General features: G+C 67.1%; 8 protein-coding genes. 3 read left to right on the top strand and 5 right to left on the bottom strand.

Annotation, left to right across the window (positions count from 1 at the left end; all coding sequences use genetic code 11):
- Position 1: 1 nt before the first annotated feature.
- Together KTC28_RS10055 and KTC28_RS10050 are read right to left on the bottom strand one after the other, a co-directional pair.
- Positions 2-2,068, bottom strand: coding sequence for a TonB-dependent receptor (locus tag KTC28_RS10055; RefSeq protein WP_216708778.1), 2,067 nt, complete (start codon positions 2,066-2,068; stop codon positions 2-4).
- 82 nt (positions 2,069-2,150) lie between these two features.
- Positions 2,151-4,061, bottom strand: a complete 1,911-nt coding sequence (locus KTC28_RS10050; RefSeq protein WP_216708777.1) for a M61 family metallopeptidase — start codon at positions 4,059-4,061, stop codon at positions 2,151-2,153.
- A 461-nt stretch (positions 4,062-4,522) separates the two neighbouring features.
- Here KTC28_RS10050 and KTC28_RS10045 point away from each other — a divergent pair, with 461 nt between their 5' ends.
- Positions 4,523-7,225, top strand: coding sequence for a TonB-dependent receptor domain-containing protein (locus KTC28_RS10045; protein ID WP_255601902.1), 2,703 nt, complete (start codon positions 4,523-4,525; stop codon positions 7,223-7,225).
- A 22-nt stretch (positions 7,226-7,247) separates the two neighbouring features.
- Here the strand turns inward: KTC28_RS10045 and KTC28_RS10040 are convergent, their stop codons facing one another.
- Positions 7,248-9,188, bottom strand: coding sequence for an alpha/beta hydrolase family protein (locus KTC28_RS10040; RefSeq protein WP_216708775.1), 1,941 nt, complete (start codon positions 9,186-9,188; stop codon positions 7,248-7,250).
- Positions 9,189-9,329: 141 nt separating this feature from the next.
- Between KTC28_RS10040 and KTC28_RS10035 the strand changes: the two genes are divergently transcribed.
- Both KTC28_RS10035 and KTC28_RS10030 read left to right on the top strand, forming a co-directional pair.
- Positions 9,330-10,886: a DUF1800 domain-containing protein gene (locus KTC28_RS10035; protein ID WP_216708774.1), complete on the top strand. Its 1,557-nt coding sequence runs from the start codon at positions 9,330-9,332 to the stop codon at positions 10,884-10,886.
- Positions 10,887-10,895: 9 nt separating this feature from the next.
- Positions 10,896-12,098 (top strand): DUF1501 domain-containing protein, encoded by a 1,203-nt coding sequence (locus KTC28_RS10030; protein ID WP_216708773.1) that lies wholly within the window; start codon positions 10,896-10,898, stop codon positions 12,096-12,098.
- Positions 12,099-12,105: 7 nt separating this feature from the next.
- Here KTC28_RS10030 and KTC28_RS10025 read toward each other — a convergent pair whose 3' ends face one another.
- On the bottom strand, positions 12,106-13,488 hold the full coding sequence (locus KTC28_RS10025; protein WP_216708772.1) for a metallophosphoesterase: 1,383 nt from the start codon (positions 13,486-13,488) through the stop codon (positions 12,106-12,108).
- A 23-nt stretch (positions 13,489-13,511) separates the two neighbouring features.
- Positions 13,512-15,950: a TonB-dependent receptor gene (locus tag KTC28_RS10020; RefSeq protein WP_216708771.1), complete on the bottom strand. Its 2,439-nt coding sequence runs from the start codon at positions 15,948-15,950 to the stop codon at positions 13,512-13,514.
- Positions 15,951-15,971: the final 21 nt, after the last annotated feature.

The following is a 15,971-nucleotide window of genomic DNA, read 5'->3' as shown; positions in this document are numbered from 1 at the left end:
CCTAGCGGCTGAAGCGCAGCCCGATCGTCAAGGTCCGCGGCGTCCCCCGGTCGATGATCCCCGTCGTCGACTCGCCCGACTCGATCAGCGCGTCGGTCAAATTCTCCCCGCGCAGCGTCACCGCAATGCCGCGCGCCACCGGCACGTCGATCACCGCGTCGAGCGTGGCGGCATCGGACAGGCGGCGGGTGCCGAGATCGTCCTCGTTCTGCGCCCCCGAATAGCGCCCGGTGAGCGCGACCAGCGCCTGCGGCCACGGCACCCAGCCGATCGTCGCGCTCGCCTGGTTTGCCGGGGTCAGCGCGGGTGGCAGGCCATTGAGCGCCGCCGCGAGCCCCGATCCGCGGACCCGCGCGTGGGTGTAGGCGTAGGACGCGTCGAGCCGCCACGCGCCCTCGACCAGGTGCGCCTCGGCCTCGATCCCCTGCGCGACGATCGCGTCGAGGTTGCGGCGAACGCGGTAGATGCCCCCGGCGGCGACGAAGCCGACTTCCGGATAGGTGCCGGGGCCGACCCCGGCGGTGACGTTGCCGATCGCGCCTTCGAGGCGGTTGGTGAAGGCGGTGATCCCGAGGCGGACCGTCGACGAGGGGTGGAAGTCGGCCCCGACCTCGGCCCCCTTGAGGCGTTCAAGCCCAAGCGCGCTGTTGCTCGCGGTGGCATCGGCGCCGACGCGGAACGGCCGGTACAGCTCGTTCAGCGTCGGCAGGCGGTAGCCGAGATACGCCGCCGCGCGCAGCTTGAGGCCTGCAACCGCGTCCCACGCGATGCCGCCGCGCCCGGTCGGCTCCCAGCCGTCGCGGTCGGCGGGGCGCTCGTCGATCGTCGTCGCGAAGGTCTGCGCGTCGATCTCGTGAAGGAAGCCGCCGGCGATCCGCCAATGGTCGATCCGCCCGCCTGCAGTCAGCGTAATGTCCTCGAGCGGGGTCGCCGACACCTCGGCATAGCCGCCCGCGACCTGGTTGTGGCCGCCGCCCTCACGCAGCCGCGTGTAGCGCCCGAGCAGATAGCGCGAGCGTTCCTCGGTCTGGCCGGTGTCGTCGCGCAGGTCGACGCCGAGGCGCAGCTCGATGCCGTGGCCGACCGGCGGGCGGAGTTCGAGCTTGCCGCCGATGCCGGTCGCGGGGGTGTTGTACTGGTCGAGCGACGGCGTCGCGACCGCGCGCGCGGCGTCGAGCGCGACGACGTCGTTGGCGAAGGTCTGTGCCTGCAGGTACGCGAGCGCCTGCCACTGCCAGCGTCCGGTGCCGAGGAGGCGGACGCTGGTGTCGACGCCGCGGACCGCACTGGTATTGCCGTCGATGCCGCGGACGCGGTGATCCTCGAAGCCGAGCGCGTCGACGAGCAGCTTGGTGTCGTCGCCCACCGGGATGCTCGCGTCGAAGCCGAGGCTGCCCTGCGCATAGCGCGCTGGGATGTCGGCGGGGCCGGCCTGATTGGCGGGGATGATGACATAGCCGTCGCCACGGTCGTAGCGGCCGAACAGCGACACCGCGCCGGTGCCGAGCGTGGTGCTGCCGACCGCACTCGCGGTGAGCGAATTGCGGCTGCCATAGTCGAGTTCGGCCTGCATCCCGGGCAAAGTCGCGGGGTCGGCGCTGCTAAGCTCGATCGTCCCCGCGAGCGCACCGCTGCCGAACGCCCCCGCTCCCGCGCCGCGCGTCACGCGCACATTGCCCAAGCGTTCGGGGGCGAGCGCGAACCACGGAATATACCCAGCGAACGGGTCGGCGACCGGCGCGCCGTCGAGCGTCACCAGCGCGCGCGACGAGGCATTGCCGCCGAGCGAGCGCAACGTCGCGCCTTGGCTCGTCGGGTTGGCGGTCCTGCTGTCGGTGCGCCGGTACTGCTGGAAGCCAGCTACGTCGCGCAGCACGTCCTCGATCCGGTTCGAAGCGCTCGTGGTCAATTGGTCGTGGCCGAGGCTGACGATGTCGTAGGCGGTGTCGCCCTTCGCGACAGGGAGTCCGGTGACGACGATTTCGGGTGCGGTATCGGGCGCTGCCGCGTCCGCAAGCAACGGCGACGCAATCGACGCGCTCGCGGTCAGGGTTAGCAGCAAACGCATCGGATACGACTTTCGGTTACGGACGCACGCGTTGGCAGTCCGCAAGCGCGTTGTCGACCGCAACCGCTAGCCGTCGACCCGGTCAGTGCGCGGCGTAGAGCGCGTCGAGGGTCGACGGTCCCTTGCCGGTCCGTTCGAGCCGCGGGTAACGCAGCCCGCCGGTCCAGTCGACGACGACATCGCGGAAGGCGTCGTTCGACTTGACCAGCAGGCGGATCGGCGTGGTCGTGCCCTTGGCGCTCGTCACCGCTTCCTTGAGGCGGTCGTCGGAATAGGCGTCGCCGTCGACCGCGACGATCGTCGTCCCGACCGTCAGCCCGGCCTTGAACGCCGGTCCGTCCCACTCGACCTTGCCAAGGACGGCATCCTTGTCGACGACCATGCCAAGCGAATACGTCAGGTCGACGATCTTCTTTTCGCCCTCGCCCGCCTTCCAATAATGGGTGGGGGTGTCGGTGAAGGCGAGGCGGTAGCCGCCGCGCTCGATCCCGCCGAGCGGCGCGACCGGGGCCACGGCATCGACCCGGGCGTGGAGGAACCCCGCCCAGTCGTACGGCACGACCCCGTCCAAGGTCTTGACGACGTCATCGAAGGTGTAGGTGACCTCGCCCCAGTCGCGGTCGCGGATGCCGAAGAATGCCTTGGCGAAATCGTCCATCGACTTGCGGCCGTGCGACTGCTCGCGGATGATCGCATCGACTTCGAGCCAGATCAGCTGGCCCTCCGAATAATAATCCTCGGTCCGCTGCCAGCTCGCCCAGCCGACCGGGCGGCGCTGCGAGACGATCTCCTCGTTGGTCGTATCGACGAGCGGACGCCACTTACGGCCTGGCAGCGTCGAGTAGCGTGCGGCGACCTCGGCCAGCGCCCCCATCGCATCGTCGTGGTCGACCAGCCCCGACCGCGCCGCAAGGATATTGCCCCAGAATTGCGTCTGGCCTTCATAGACCCACAACAGGCTGTTGCGCATCGGCGTGCGGAATTCGGGCGTCCACAGGTCGGCGGGGCGACGGAACTTGCCGTTCCAGCTGTGCGTGTATTCGTGCGGCAGCAGGTCGTGTTCGCCGACGGTGTCGCTCCACTTCATGAAGTAATCGCCGGCAACGCCGTCCTCCGACGACCGATGATGCTCGAGCCCGACGCCGCCAAGCCGGTCGCTGATCGCGAGCAGGAAGTTATAATGGTCGTAGTGCTGCGCGCCGTAGAGCTTGTTCGCCTGGACGACGAGGTTGCGGTGCGCGGCGATTTCTTCCGGGGTCGCGAGCAATTGCGACGGGCGGTCGGCGAACAGGTTGAGCGTGACGTCGGGCGACAGCTGCTCGATCCGCGCATAGCGCCCGGCATAAACCGGGGAATCGACGAGCGTATCAAGGTCGACGGTCGGATATTGGATCGCGCCGGTCGCTACCGCGGTCTTCCGCAGCGCGGTCGCCGAGGTCCAGCCCGCGGGATACGTCGCGCCCGCGTCGACCATGATCCGGCGCGCGAAATAGCCCGCCGGATAGAGGATGACACTGTTCCATTCGAGGTTGAGCAGGTCGGGGGTCATCACGACCCGCCCCTGCGCTTCGGCGGTCGCCGACAGGAACTGGAAGCTGATATCGATCGACGCGACGCCGGGCGGCACCACGAGGTGAAAGGCCGAGACGTCGACGTGGTCGCGGACCCACGGAACGGGCTTGCCGCCGGCAGTGATCGTCAGCCCGGCAAGCTTGTCGATCGTCCCCTCGGGCGCGTGATCGCCGGGCAGCCATTCCGGGTAGAGCAAGACGAGCGGCCCGGCGGTGACGGGTATCGTCTCGTGGACGCGAAAGATGCCGCGCGCCGTGTCGCTGGCGTCGACATCGAGCTTGATCGTGCCGGGAAAGGCAATATCGCGCGAGTCCGGGATCGTATCGACGATCGGCGCCGGCTGGGGGGCGCTGTTGGCGGCCCACGCGGCAGGCGCGGTGGCTAGGGCGATGACGGCGGCGAGTGTCGCGCGATAGGTCATGGGCTATGGTTCCGCTGCTCAGCACACCGGCGGCGTGCTGTCGCCAATGCAGTAATACCGCAAAACCAATCGCGTTGTATTATTTCGCTTTCGTTACCATTGCTGACGCGTGTTGCAATAATATCACGTATCTAAAGCTTGTACCGAGGTGCGGCGGATTGTCACTTCCCGGCTTTTAACCAACCCCATAATCCTCGGCCCGTATCGCAGGGGGCTCGATAGTCGATGGTCAAATAGCAAGTTCAATTTTCGACGGGAGTGTTCAGATGGTGCTTGGTCGCGTTGTGGTACGCCCGTCATTGTTGTTCAGTTCGGCCATTCGAAGTTCCCTATTCGCAGTCATTGCCGCCGTCTCCGTCACGCCAATGTCTGCTTTCGCTCAAACGACACCCCTGGCGGCTCAGGCAGCGACTGCTGCCACGCCTGACGCGACGACGACCGCTGCCGCATCGAGCGCCGACATGCCCGACATTGTCGTCACCGGCAGCGTCTTCCGTCGCGCCAACAGCGAGACCCCGTCGCCGGTCACCGTGCTGACCACCGAACACCTGCAGAACGCCGGCATCACGACGATCTCGGACGCGGTCCGGTCGATTTCGGCGGACAGCAGCGGCTCGGTCCCGACTTCGTTCACCGCCGGCTTCGGCCAGGGTTCGTCGGGCGTCTCGTTGCGCGGCCTGTCGGTCAATTCGACGCTGGTGCTAATCGACGGACTGCGGACCGCGAACTACCCGCTCGCCGACGACGGCCAGCGCGGGTTTGTCGATCTCAACAGCATTCCGCAAAGCATCGTCGACCGGGTCGAGGTCCTCAAGGACGGCGCATCGTCGAACTACGGTGCCGACGCGATCGGTGGTGTCGTCAACATCATCCTGAAGAAGCAGATCGTTGGCGTCGAGGCGACCGCCGAGGCGGGGACGTCGAGCCGTTTCGACGGCGGCAACCGGCGCATCGCGCTGTCGGTCGGCCACGGCGACCTCGATAGGGACGGCTACAACGCCTACCTCAATTTCGAATATCAGTCCGACGAGGCGATCTACGCCAACCAGCGCGGGTTTCCGTACAACACCAACGACCTGACCTCGATCGGCGGATTCAACAACAATCCCGGCGCGAATGGTCCCGGTGCCACGACGAGCGCGGTCGTCCGCCCGGCGACATACGGCACTCCCGGCAATATCCTGTCCGGCGTTGCCGATCCGACCCAGCCGTACCGCGTGCTCAACCCCGCCGGCTGCGGCACGGGCACGATCGCCCACGTCAACGCGCCCTCGGCGACGACCGCGGGCGGCGCTTATTGCGAGCAGAACACTGCCGGCCAGTATCTGACCGACCAGCCGTCGCAGCGCCGCCTCGGCGCCACCGCGCACATCACCGCTCGCGTCGGCAGCGATGCCGAAGCCTATGCCACCGCGACCTACTACGAGAGCAAGGTCGACAGCACGAACACGCCGCAGTCGGTGCGGTCGGCGAACCCGATCAACACCCAGACGATCGCTCTGCCCGCGCTGCTGAGCAACGGCACGCTCAACCCGAACAATCCGTATGCCGCGACGGGCCAGTCGGCGCTGCTGTATTACACCTTCGGCGACATCCCCGGCGGGTCGACGACGTACAGTCACGTCGTCCGCGGGTCTGCCGGCATTCACGGCACCTTCGGCACCGGCTGGACGTACAGCGCCGATGCGACCGCGGCGCATAGCTGGCTCGACCTGACCCAGCGCGGCTATCTCAACATTGCCGCGCTGACCGACGCGATCAACACCGGCAGCTACAATTTCGTCAATCCGGGCCTTAACTCGAACGCCATTCGTGCGGCGCTGTCGCCGAACGTCGGCATTCGCGCGACGAGCGATCTCGACCAGCTTCAGGGCGTCGTCACCAAGGAGCTGTTTCAGCTTCCCGGCGGCGCGGTCCAGCTCGGCGTCGGCGGCGCGTTCCGTTACGAGGCCGTCAACGATCCGAACGCCAACCCCGACCTGACGACGATCAACCTCAATCAATATTCGGCGAAGGGCCACCACACCGTCGAGTCGGCGTACTTCGAGCTCAACGCCCCGATCCTGACCAAGCTCGAAGTCAACGTCTCGGGCCGCTACGAGCATTATTCGGAGGGTTACAACAACTTCTCACCGAAGGTCGGGGCGAAGTTCACCCCGTTCCGCCAGCTTGCGATCCGCGGCACCTATTCGAAGGGCTTCCGCGCCCCGAGCTTCGCCGAAGGCGCCCAGGGGTCGGTGATCGGCTTCACCACGACTGCCCCGCCGCAGAGCGTGATCGACGAGCATGGCAATAACGCCTACGTCCAGCGCTACTCGATCGGCTTCAACACCGTGTCGAACCCGAACATCAAGCCCGAAAAGTCGGAAAGCTTCACCGCCGGCGCGGTCTTCCAGCCGACCCCGTGGCTCAGCGTGACCGCCGATTACTACAACATCCGCAAGACCGGGGTCATCACCGGCGGCCCGAACGCAAACGACGCGATCAACGCCTATTACGCCGGAACGCCGATTCCGGCGGGCTACAAGGTCATCCAGGACGCGCCCGATCCCGACCTGCCCGGCGCGACGCGTCGCGTCATCGAGGTCGACTCGCCGTTCGTCAACGCGGCGTCTCTCAAGACGTCGGGCATCGACCTCGCCGCGACCGCAAACTTCAAGTTCAACAACGGCGTCCGCTTCACCAGCCAGGTCGAAGTCACCGACATCTTCAAGTTCGACTTCTCGCCGGGCGACGGCACGACGCTCCATTATGTCGGCACTCAGGCGCCGTACATCCTGTCGTCGGGCGCGGGGACGCCGAAGTGGCGCGGCAACTGGCAGAACACTGTCGAGGCCGGGCCGGTGACGGTGTCGGCGACGGTCTATTACGTCGACGGCTACAAGTCGGTCGCCGAGGATCAGAATGGCGCGGGCGCAACGACGTGCGACGACGCGCTGTATTCGCCTGACTTCTGCACGACGAAGAGCTTCGTCGACGTCGACCTCGTCGGCAGCTTCAAGGTCAACGAGCAGTTCACCTTCTACGCCAACGTGCTCAACGTCGGCGACCGCAAGCCGCCGCTCAACCCGGCAAACTATGCCGGGATCAACTATAACCCGACGTGGACCCAGCAGGGCATTGTCGGCCGCTTCTACAAGATCGGCGCACGGGTGAAGTTCTAGCCCGGATCGGCCCGCTGGGGCGCTAAGGCGTCCCGGCGGGCAGGTTGACGCCAAGGAAATCGACCGTGGCCTTGAGCATCGCGGTGCGCGTCTCGCTGTGGGACAGCCAGTGATCCTCGCCCTTGAGCGTGACGACTTCGGTCGGGCGGCCGGCGCGGGTGAGCGCCGCCGCCATCGTCTTGCTCTGCGCGAACAGAACGACCGTGTCGTCGATGCCGTGGATCAGCAGGACCGGGACGGTGACCTTCGCCGCCTGCTTTGCCGGTGAGATCAGGTCGAGCGCGGGATCGTTGCGCGACGAGGCACCCATGAAGCGCTGCCAGAAGCGCAGCGAAATGCCGACGCCGCCGCCGGCCGCCTGCTCGGTCGCCAGCATCGGCCGAAGGTCGGACGGCCCCGCGAGCGACACCGCGCAGGCGTAGACCCCCGACTGCAGCGTCACCCCGGCCAGCGCGGCATAGCCGCCATAGCTCGCTCCGACAATGCATGCCCGCGCCGGGTCGATCGTCCCGGCGGCGGCGAGGAACTTCACCCCGTCCGATAAGTCGGTCTGCATCTTGCGGCCCCATTCGCCGTAGCCCGCGGCATGGAAATGCTCGCCGAAACCGGTCGAACCGCGGAACTCGGGCTGGAGCACGGCATAGCCACGCGACGCGAGCGCCTGCGACCACCAGTCGAACCCCGCCTCGTCGCGCGCACCCGGACCGCCGTGGGCAAGGACGATGAGCGGCAGTTTGGCCCCCGCGTGCGCCGCGGGCAGCGTCAGATAGGCGGGGATGGGGAGTCCGTCGGCGGCGGGGTAGCTGATCAGCTTTCGTTCGAAGATGTCGTCGCCGGATATCTCGCGATATTCGTCGGCGAGCCATGCGGCGTGGTGCGTCGCCGTGTCGAGCAGGAAGAAGGCAGCGCCAAATTTGCCGCCCTCGACCTTGAGGACGATCTTATGGTGATCGTCCGACCACGACGCGAGTTCGACGACCGCATTCGGGAAGGCCTTCGTCACCTGTGTCCATAACCGGGCATCCTCGGGCGCGAAGAACGAATAGCTCACCCCGAGGCCAGTGGTGTGCCGGACCCCGATCACCACGCCGGTCCGCGAATCGTGCACCGGATCGCCATCATCGAGAACTTCGATGGGCTCGGACGGGTGATCGCCGCCGAGCGCGACCTCGCGATGCCGCTCGATCTCGTCGCCCGGAAAACCAACGAGAATCGTGCTGGCGTCGCGCCCGAAGCCGCGCACCGCCGGAACGTCGATCGGGTAGGTGCCGCGCATCGAGCGCACGAGATGTCCGTCATGGCCGGTCGATAGCGTCCACTCGCCGGGCTTGTCGTCGTAATCGACCCGCGCCACGATCTGGCCTGCCTGGTCGAGCACCCAACCGCGGGTGGTGACCGTGCCCAGCGCAATTTCGCGCGCGTTCGCGGTTTCGAGATCGTCGCGGATCAAGGTCAGCACGCCGGCCCGGTCGGGAAACGAGATGCCTTCGACGAAGGCGATCGGCTTGCCGCCGATCATCCGCACCGTCGGCAATGCGGCGGCGGTGTTGAGCAGCCGCGTGACCCCCGTCACGACGCCATTGAGCACCTCTCGCGGCTTGTGCTTCGCAAGGTCGAAGTCGACGATCTGGAGATATTCGCGCTTGTTGCCGCTGAGATTATAGACCCACGCCGTCGTCGAGGTCGTGATCAGCAAATGATTTTCGCCCGCCCACATCAGGGCGCGGACCTTCGTGTCTCCCGCCTTCGCCCCGAGCAACACCTTCATGTCAGCGGTACTGCGGACCTGTATCTGGCGGTTGTGTTCATCACCGACGAAGAGCGCGAGCTTGCTGCCGTCGGGAGAAATCTCGATCATGTCGACGCTCGGCAGGTGGCCGTAGGCTTCGATTGGCGGGACGGCGGCCGCCGGAAACGCGGCACCGAGCGCGGCAAGGCCGAGCCACACTGAAAACCGTATCATCTGGCCCCCCGACCCCAAGCCCCTCACTCTCGTCCCGGGCGGTCCCGAAGGTCAACCCTATCTTCAGGATAATATGCCGCTGGCGTTCAGGACAGCTTAACGGCCAGTAGCGCAATGCAGCCATTCGATGGAGATGTGGCGATGCGCGACCACTTGCTTTTACCTTGGACGATGCTGGCGGTGCTGCTTGCGACCGCCGCTCCCGTCGCGGCGGCTCCCGCGCGCATGACACCGTCGCAGGCGGCGCTGCTCGACCGGTTGACGTGGGGCACGGATGCGAGCGACGCCGAGGCGATCGCGCATGACGGCACCGCGCGCTGGCTCGATCATCAGCTCCACCCGGCGCGGACGACGGCGCTGCCCGCCGAAGTCGCTGCGCGGATCGCGGCGCTGCCAGTGACCAAGACGCCGATGGCCAACGCTGTCCGTCAGGCCGAGGACCTCAACCGCGTCGCGAACGCGATGGCCGATCCCGATGCGAAGGCGGCGGCAAAGAAGGTTTATAACGATGCGCTCGGCGCGGCGGGGCATCAGGCAGCGACGCGGTCGATCCTGCTCGCGCTTTACTCCCCCGACCAGCTGCAGGAGGTGATGACTTCGTTCTGGTTCAACCACTTCAACGTCCACCTGGGGAAGAACAACATCCGGCTGATGATCGGCGACTATGAGCAGGCCGCGATCCGGCCGCACGCGCTCGGGCGCTTCCGCGACCTGCTCGAAGCGACGGTGCGCCATCCGGCGATGCTCAGCTATCTCGACAATGCGCAGAACGCCAACGGCCACATCAACGAGAATTATGCCCGCGAGATCATGGAGCTCCACACGATGGGGGTCGGGTCGGGGTATAGCCAGAAGGACGTCCAGGAGCTCGCGCGCATCCTCACCGGGGTAGGCATCGATGCCAAGCCCGATGATCCGAAGATCGGCCCGCAGCACGCAGGCGACCTGGTTCGGCAGGGGCTGTTCGAGTTCAATCCGAACCGCCACGATTACGGCGACAAGGACTTCCTCGGCCACCATATCGCCGGGCGCGGGTTCGCCGAGGTCGAGGAGGCGCTCGATATTCTCAGCGCGCAGCCCGCGACCGCGCACCATGTCTCGATGGCGCTCGCCCGCCAGTTCGTCGGTGACGCCCCGCCGCCGCGCCTCGTCGACCGGATGGCGGCGACCTTCGTGCGGACCCACGGCGAGATCGCGCCGGTGATGGCGATGATGATCGGTTCACCCGAGTTCAAGGCGTCGCTCGGTACGAAGTTCAAGGACCCGGCACATTACGTCCTGTCGGCGGTGCGGCTCGCGTACGACGACCGGATCGTCGTCAACACCCAGCCGATCGAGGGCTGGCTCAACCGGCTTGCCGAGGGGCTGTACAACCACCAGACCCCCGACGGCTATCCGCCCGATGCGGCGGCGTGGAACGGCCCCGGGCAGATGTCGGTGCGTTTCGAGATTGCACGCCAGATCGGCGGCGGAGCACCCGCGCTGTTCAAGCCAGAGGGCGCGCCGCCCCCGCCGCCGCCGGTACCGGGCGTACCCCCGACGCCGCAACCCCCGGTTCCCGTTCCGAACATCCGCGATGCGGTCGCCACCTTGTTCCCCGCCCCCGACGCCGCGACGACTGCCGCGCTGGCGCAGGCCAAATCACCCGCCGAGTTCAATACGCTCTTCCTGTCGTCCCCCCGCTTCATGCGCCGCTAGGAGGCCATCATGGACCGCCGTTCGCTCCTCAAGTTCGCCGCTGCCGGGCTCCCGCTCGCCTTCTCCGGCAAGCTGTTCGCCGCGCCCGCTGCGGGTGGCACGCGGTTGCTCGTCGTCTTCCTGCGCGGGGCGTACGACGCCGCCAACGTCACGATCCCGCTCGGCGACTTCTACACCCGGTCGCGGCCGACGATCGGCATCGCCCGGCCCGATCCGGCGAACCCGCTCGCGGCGCTCCCGCTCGACGCGAACTGGGGGCTCCACCCGGCGCTCAAGGACTCGCTCTACCCGTTGTGGGCGAAGCGGCAGATCGCCTTCGTCCCCTTCGCCGGGACCGACGATATGACGCGGAGCCACTTCGAGACGCAGGACACGATCGAACTCGGCCAGCCGATCGGCGCGAGCCGCAACTACGCCTCGGGGTTCATGGCGCGGCTTGCGGCGACGCTGTCGGCGGGAACGGCCGCGCCCTCCCCGATCGCCTTCACCGATCAGGTGCCGCTCAGCTTCCGCGGCGACACCCCGATCCCCAACATCGCGCTCGGCGGCGTCGGCAAGCCCGGCATCGACGATCGCCAAGCGAAGCTGATCTCGGCGATGTACGCGGCCGACCCGATGGGCAAATCGGTCAGCCAGGGCTTCACCATCCGGAACGAGGTGTATCAGAGCCTCGCCGGTCAGGAGGTCGCGGCCAATCGTGGCGCGGTCAGCCCGAAGGGCTTCGAGCTGTCGGCGCGGCGGATGGGGCGGCTGATGGCGACCGACTTCAACCTTGGCTTCGTCGACGTCGGCGGGTGGGACACCCACGTCAACCAGGGCGGCGCGACCGGCTATCTCGCGGGCCGCCTGACCGAACTCGGCACCGGGCTCGCGGGCTTCGTCGAGGAGATCGGACCGGCGGCGTGGTCGAACACCGTCGTCGTCGTCGTCTCCGAATTCGGCCGCACGTTCCACGAGAACGGCGACAAAGGCACCGACCACGGCCACGGCAGCAGCTATTGGGTGATGGGCGGCGGCGTGAAGGGCGGGCGCATCGCTGGGCCGCAGGTCGCGCTGACCGAGGCAAGCCTGAACCAGGCCCGCGACCTGCCGGTGCTGACCGATTACCGCGCGCTGATGGGCGGGCTGTTCGCGCGGATGTACGGGCTGCGTAGCGACCGCTTGGGGAGTGTGTTCCCCGGCGCGGCGGCGAGCGAGCTGGGGCTGGTCTGAGGCGGCGCTAGCCCGCGGTAGCGGTCGGGACCTGCGCGCGGTCGCACGTCGAGTGCTGCCCGGTGATCGTGCAGCGGTTGACCACCCGACCGTCGACGCCGTGGACGAGCGCGCGCCACGTCTCCGCGCCGGTGCGTTCCAGCGTCATATAGCCGAAGCCATCGATCCACGACGAGAAGCGCGCGGGCGTCGCCCCCGGCGCAGGCTCGACTCCGGGCGGCAAAGTCGCGGGGAGCGGCACGATGTCCTCGAGCGTGCCCGAGAAGCCGGTGATGAACTGGCTCGGCTGGTCGGTCGAGAAGCTGACCTGCTCCCACGCATGATAATGCCCCGACAGCAGCACCGCGACGCCGGGCGGAAGCTGGCGCGGGCCGTGCGTGCCGAACACCGACTGGATCGACGGATTGCCGGGGCTGAGCGTCGCGACGCCCGATTTGGCGGTCGCGGCGAAGCCGAGGATCGGGTGGTGGTCGACCGCGAAGGTGTAATGCGCGCGCGCCGCCAGTGCCGCGAGCGACTGGTAGCTCGCTTCGAACGCGGGCCGCCGCCAGTCGTCGGGCGCGAGCGCCTTGCCGTTTGCCGCCGCGAGGTCGAGCATGACGAGTTGCGCGCCGTGGCCGAGCGGCACAGCATAGGGCTCGCTCCAGTCGCCAGCCTGGTCGTTCGCCGGATCGTCGCAGTCGCGCCCCGCCGCACGCGGTCGCCCGTCGAGGAAGCGCCACCAGCCCTGCCCTGCGCGGTTGCACGTCTCGTGATTACCGCGGGCGGGCGCGATCGGGGCGGCGGCGAGGAGCGCTGCGGCGGGGCCGAAGAAGTCGGCGCGCCATGTGTCCCAACCATAGCCCCACGGGCTGCCGGTGCAGCCGCTTTCAGACACGGGGCACGGATTCTCGCGATACTGATAGTCGCCGACATGGACGATCAAGTCGGGCTTCCACTTTGCGGCGGACGCGGCGATCCGGGCGAAGGGGTACTGTGCCGGGTCGTTGCACGGCTGGTACGCCTTGTCCGACGCCTTCAACCGGCAGCCGGTGTCGCCGATGACGACGATGCGGCGGACGTCGCGCTTCGGCACCGGCAGGCGGACGCCGTCGACGGCGGCGCGCTTTGCTCCGACGGGCAGCCTCGCCTCGCACACCGTCACCGGGAACGCCGAGGGCTTCGCATTCTCGGGCGTCGACGCGGTCGGGCGCTGCGGCACCGTCGCGGCGGCGAAGCGCATTGTCATCGCGACATCGCGCCCGTCGACCCGCAGTACCGGACACGTCGCGTCGGCCGTCACCACCCGCGCGATCGCCCCGCCGTCACCCATCACGACATAGGCGGCGTCGGGGGCCGCGGTCACGGGGGCGGCGGCCAACACGGCGAGGAGCGCGATCAGGCGACGCATAACTATTCCATCCCGCGTAATTGTCAGAAGCGAACGCGCGCCTGTGCTTCGTAGCTGCGCCCGGGCTGGAAGAAGTACAGCGCCTGCCCGGCATTCGTCGGCGTGCCGATGCTCGTCGTCGAGCGATCGTCGAACAGATTATACGCCGTGATGCCGAAAGTGAAGTTGCCGACCGTGTAGCCCAGCGCCGCGATGCCGTTGCTGTACGCGCTGATCCGCACCAGCTGGTTGGTGTCGGCGTACTGGTGACCGATGAACTTGTGGAGATAGCTGACGCTGATCCGGTCGTGGGAGTAGATTGCCCCGAGCAGCGCGGTGTAGTTCGGCGCCTGCGCGAGCCACAGGTTGGTGACGTCGGCCTTCGACGTATTGAGCGAGCCGTTGGCGATCGCGGTCAGGCCGCGGGCAACGGCATAGCTGACCTGCCCTTCGATGCCCTTGTACGTCGCGCTGCTCGCGCTTTGGGTGGCGATGCCCGACGACGGATCGACGAAGGTCGAGTTGCTCGACTTGATGTAATAAATGTCGAAGTCGACGTTGAGCTGGTTGCCGGCATAGACCGTGCCCGCCTGATAATTGGTCGTCTTGGTCGGCTGGAGCAGCGCGCCGCCGATCGTGCCGCTGGCAGTCGGGGTCGCCAGCTCGAGGCTGTTGCTCAGCGAGGGGACGAGGAAGCCCTTGGCGAACTGGCCGTAAACCGAGAAGTTCGGCTGGATCAGGAAGTTGATCGACGCATACGGCAGGGTCGGCTTGTACGACGTCTGGGCGACGATGCCGACGCGCGAGGACTGGGCCGCGATCGGCGTGTCGATGTGGCGCGTGAAGTCCTGGACCTTGACGCCGGGCGTGATCGTCAGCCGGTCGTCGAGCAGTTTGAACGCGAACTCGCCAAAGCCCTGGATCTGGTCCCAGCTCGTGTGCTCGTCGTAGTTGATATAAAGCGGGACCGGCTGGCCGTTGAGCTGGACGTTCGCCGCCTTGTCGGTCTGGCGCAAATTGTAGAACTTCGACATCGCGGCGAAGTCGAAGTCACCCGACGGGGTGAACGCCCCCGCGGCAAACGCCTGCGTGATGTCGTAGTCGTAGCGATAGCGGTGCGAGACCGAATGCTCGTACCACGCGCCGACCTTGGCGGTCCCGAACGACGTCTCGTAGTTGATCTGCGCGATATCGCCCGAGGTCCGGTACTGGTTGACCTTGGTATAGCCGGCGATGTTGCCGATGTTCTTCACCGCAACCCCGGCGGCGTTCAGCGTCGTTGTCTGGCCGACGACGTTGGTCGGAGCGGCGACGGTGCACGTCGTCGTCGTCGCGGTCAGGCAGTAGGTCGAGGTGTTCTCGGCCGAAAACGTAAAGTTCTTGTAGAAATACGTATAGGCCTTGTTGTCGAAGGTCAGCTTGTCGGTGATCTTGCCCTGAAAGCGGACGATCTCGAAGTCGGTCGCCTTGTGCGTCCAGTTCCAGTCCTGGTTGGCCGGTGAATAATGCGTGCCGCCAAGCTTCGAATTGTCGATCAGCGCAAAGCTCTTGCCGAACTGGCCGATCTGCGAGGCGGGATCGCACGTCGCCTGCGAGACTTCGCCCGGTGCCGGGGTCGTCAGCTTGCTCGCATTCGGACCGTTGAAGCAGCCCGAGCCATTATTGTCCGACTGGCGGTAGAAATCCTGGTTGTAGCTGCCGAGGACACTGATCTTGCCCCATGATCCCAGCGGCTTCTCGAGCTTGCCGAAGCCGTTGACGAACCACGCGCCCGAGCCCGTAAGCGCGCCGTTGGTCGCCTTATATTCGCCGACGACTACCGCCTTGAGGCCACCGAGCTTCTCGCTCGCACCGGTCTGGATCGTGCCGCGGCCGAGGAAGGTGTTGTAGCTGCCGTAGACGCCTTCCGCCTCGATCAGCCGGGTGTCGGTGACCTCGCGCGAGATGATGTGGATGTTGCCGCCATAGCTCGCTTGGCCGAGGTCGGTCGCCGAACCCGGGCCGCGGTCGACGATGATCCGCTCGTAGGTCCCGCTCGGGAAATAGGCGGTCGAGTGGTGCGTCGGGTCGTTCGAATCGCCGAACGGGACGCCGTCGTAGGTGATGTTGAACTGGCCGTCCTTGAAGCCGCGCAGCACGGTCTTCGACTCGCTCAGACCAGGACCGTTGCCGTTGCTCGTCCCCGACGCGCCCGGCGTCAGCAGGATGACGTCGGAAAAGTCGGCGGTCGGCGAGACCGCCTTGTCGATGACCGCGCGGCTGATGATCGACTGCGGCTCGAAGGTGAACACCGACGACGTGATCGGCGTCTCCTTGTTGACCCGCGTCGCGGTGACGACGATATCGTCGGTGTTGCGGATACCCGTCGCGTCGGCGGCGCTGTCGGCTGGCACTGCCGCTGCAACGTCCGCCGCCTGCGCCATCGTCGCGATCAGCAATACGCCCATCGCGGCGCCCGCGCGCAACCCGGTTCTGATCGTCATGTTGCCGTCCCTTTAGCCGCC

The sequence above is a fragment of the Polymorphobacter megasporae genome (assembly GCF_018982885.2).
Taxonomy (GTDB): Bacteria; Pseudomonadota; Alphaproteobacteria; order Sphingomonadales; family Sphingomonadaceae; genus Polymorphobacter_B; species Polymorphobacter_B megasporae.
Note: the sequence above shows the minus strand (reverse complement) of the source record. Positions and strands in the feature narration are given on the sequence as shown.

Excerpts from the sequence above, each read along its gene's own strand:
- KTC28_RS10055 (WP_216708778.1), bottom strand. The coding sequence starts at position 2,068 with ATGCGTTTGCTGCTAACCCTGACCGCGAGCGCGTCGATTGCGTCGCCG.
- KTC28_RS10050 (WP_216708777.1), bottom strand. The coding sequence starts at position 4,061 with ATGACCTATCGCGCGACACTCGCCGCCGTCATCGCCCTAGCCACCGCG.
- KTC28_RS10045 (WP_255601902.1), top strand. The coding sequence starts at position 4,523 with ATGCCCGACATTGTCGTCACCGGCAGCGTCTTCCGTCGCGCCAACAGC.
- KTC28_RS10040 (WP_216708775.1), bottom strand. The coding sequence starts at position 9,188 with ATGATACGGTTTTCAGTGTGGCTCGGCCTTGCCGCGCTCGGTGCCGCG.
- KTC28_RS10035 (WP_216708774.1), top strand. The coding sequence starts at position 9,330 with ATGCGCGACCACTTGCTTTTACCTTGGACGATGCTGGCGGTGCTGCTT.
- KTC28_RS10030 (WP_216708773.1), top strand. The coding sequence starts at position 10,896 with ATGGACCGCCGTTCGCTCCTCAAGTTCGCCGCTGCCGGGCTCCCGCTC.
- KTC28_RS10025 (WP_216708772.1), bottom strand. The coding sequence starts at position 13,488 with ATGCGTCGCCTGATCGCGCTCCTCGCCGTGTTGGCCGCCGCCCCCGTG.
- KTC28_RS10020 (WP_216708771.1), bottom strand. The coding sequence starts at position 15,950 with ATGACGATCAGAACCGGGTTGCGCGCGGGCGCCGCGATGGGCGTATTG.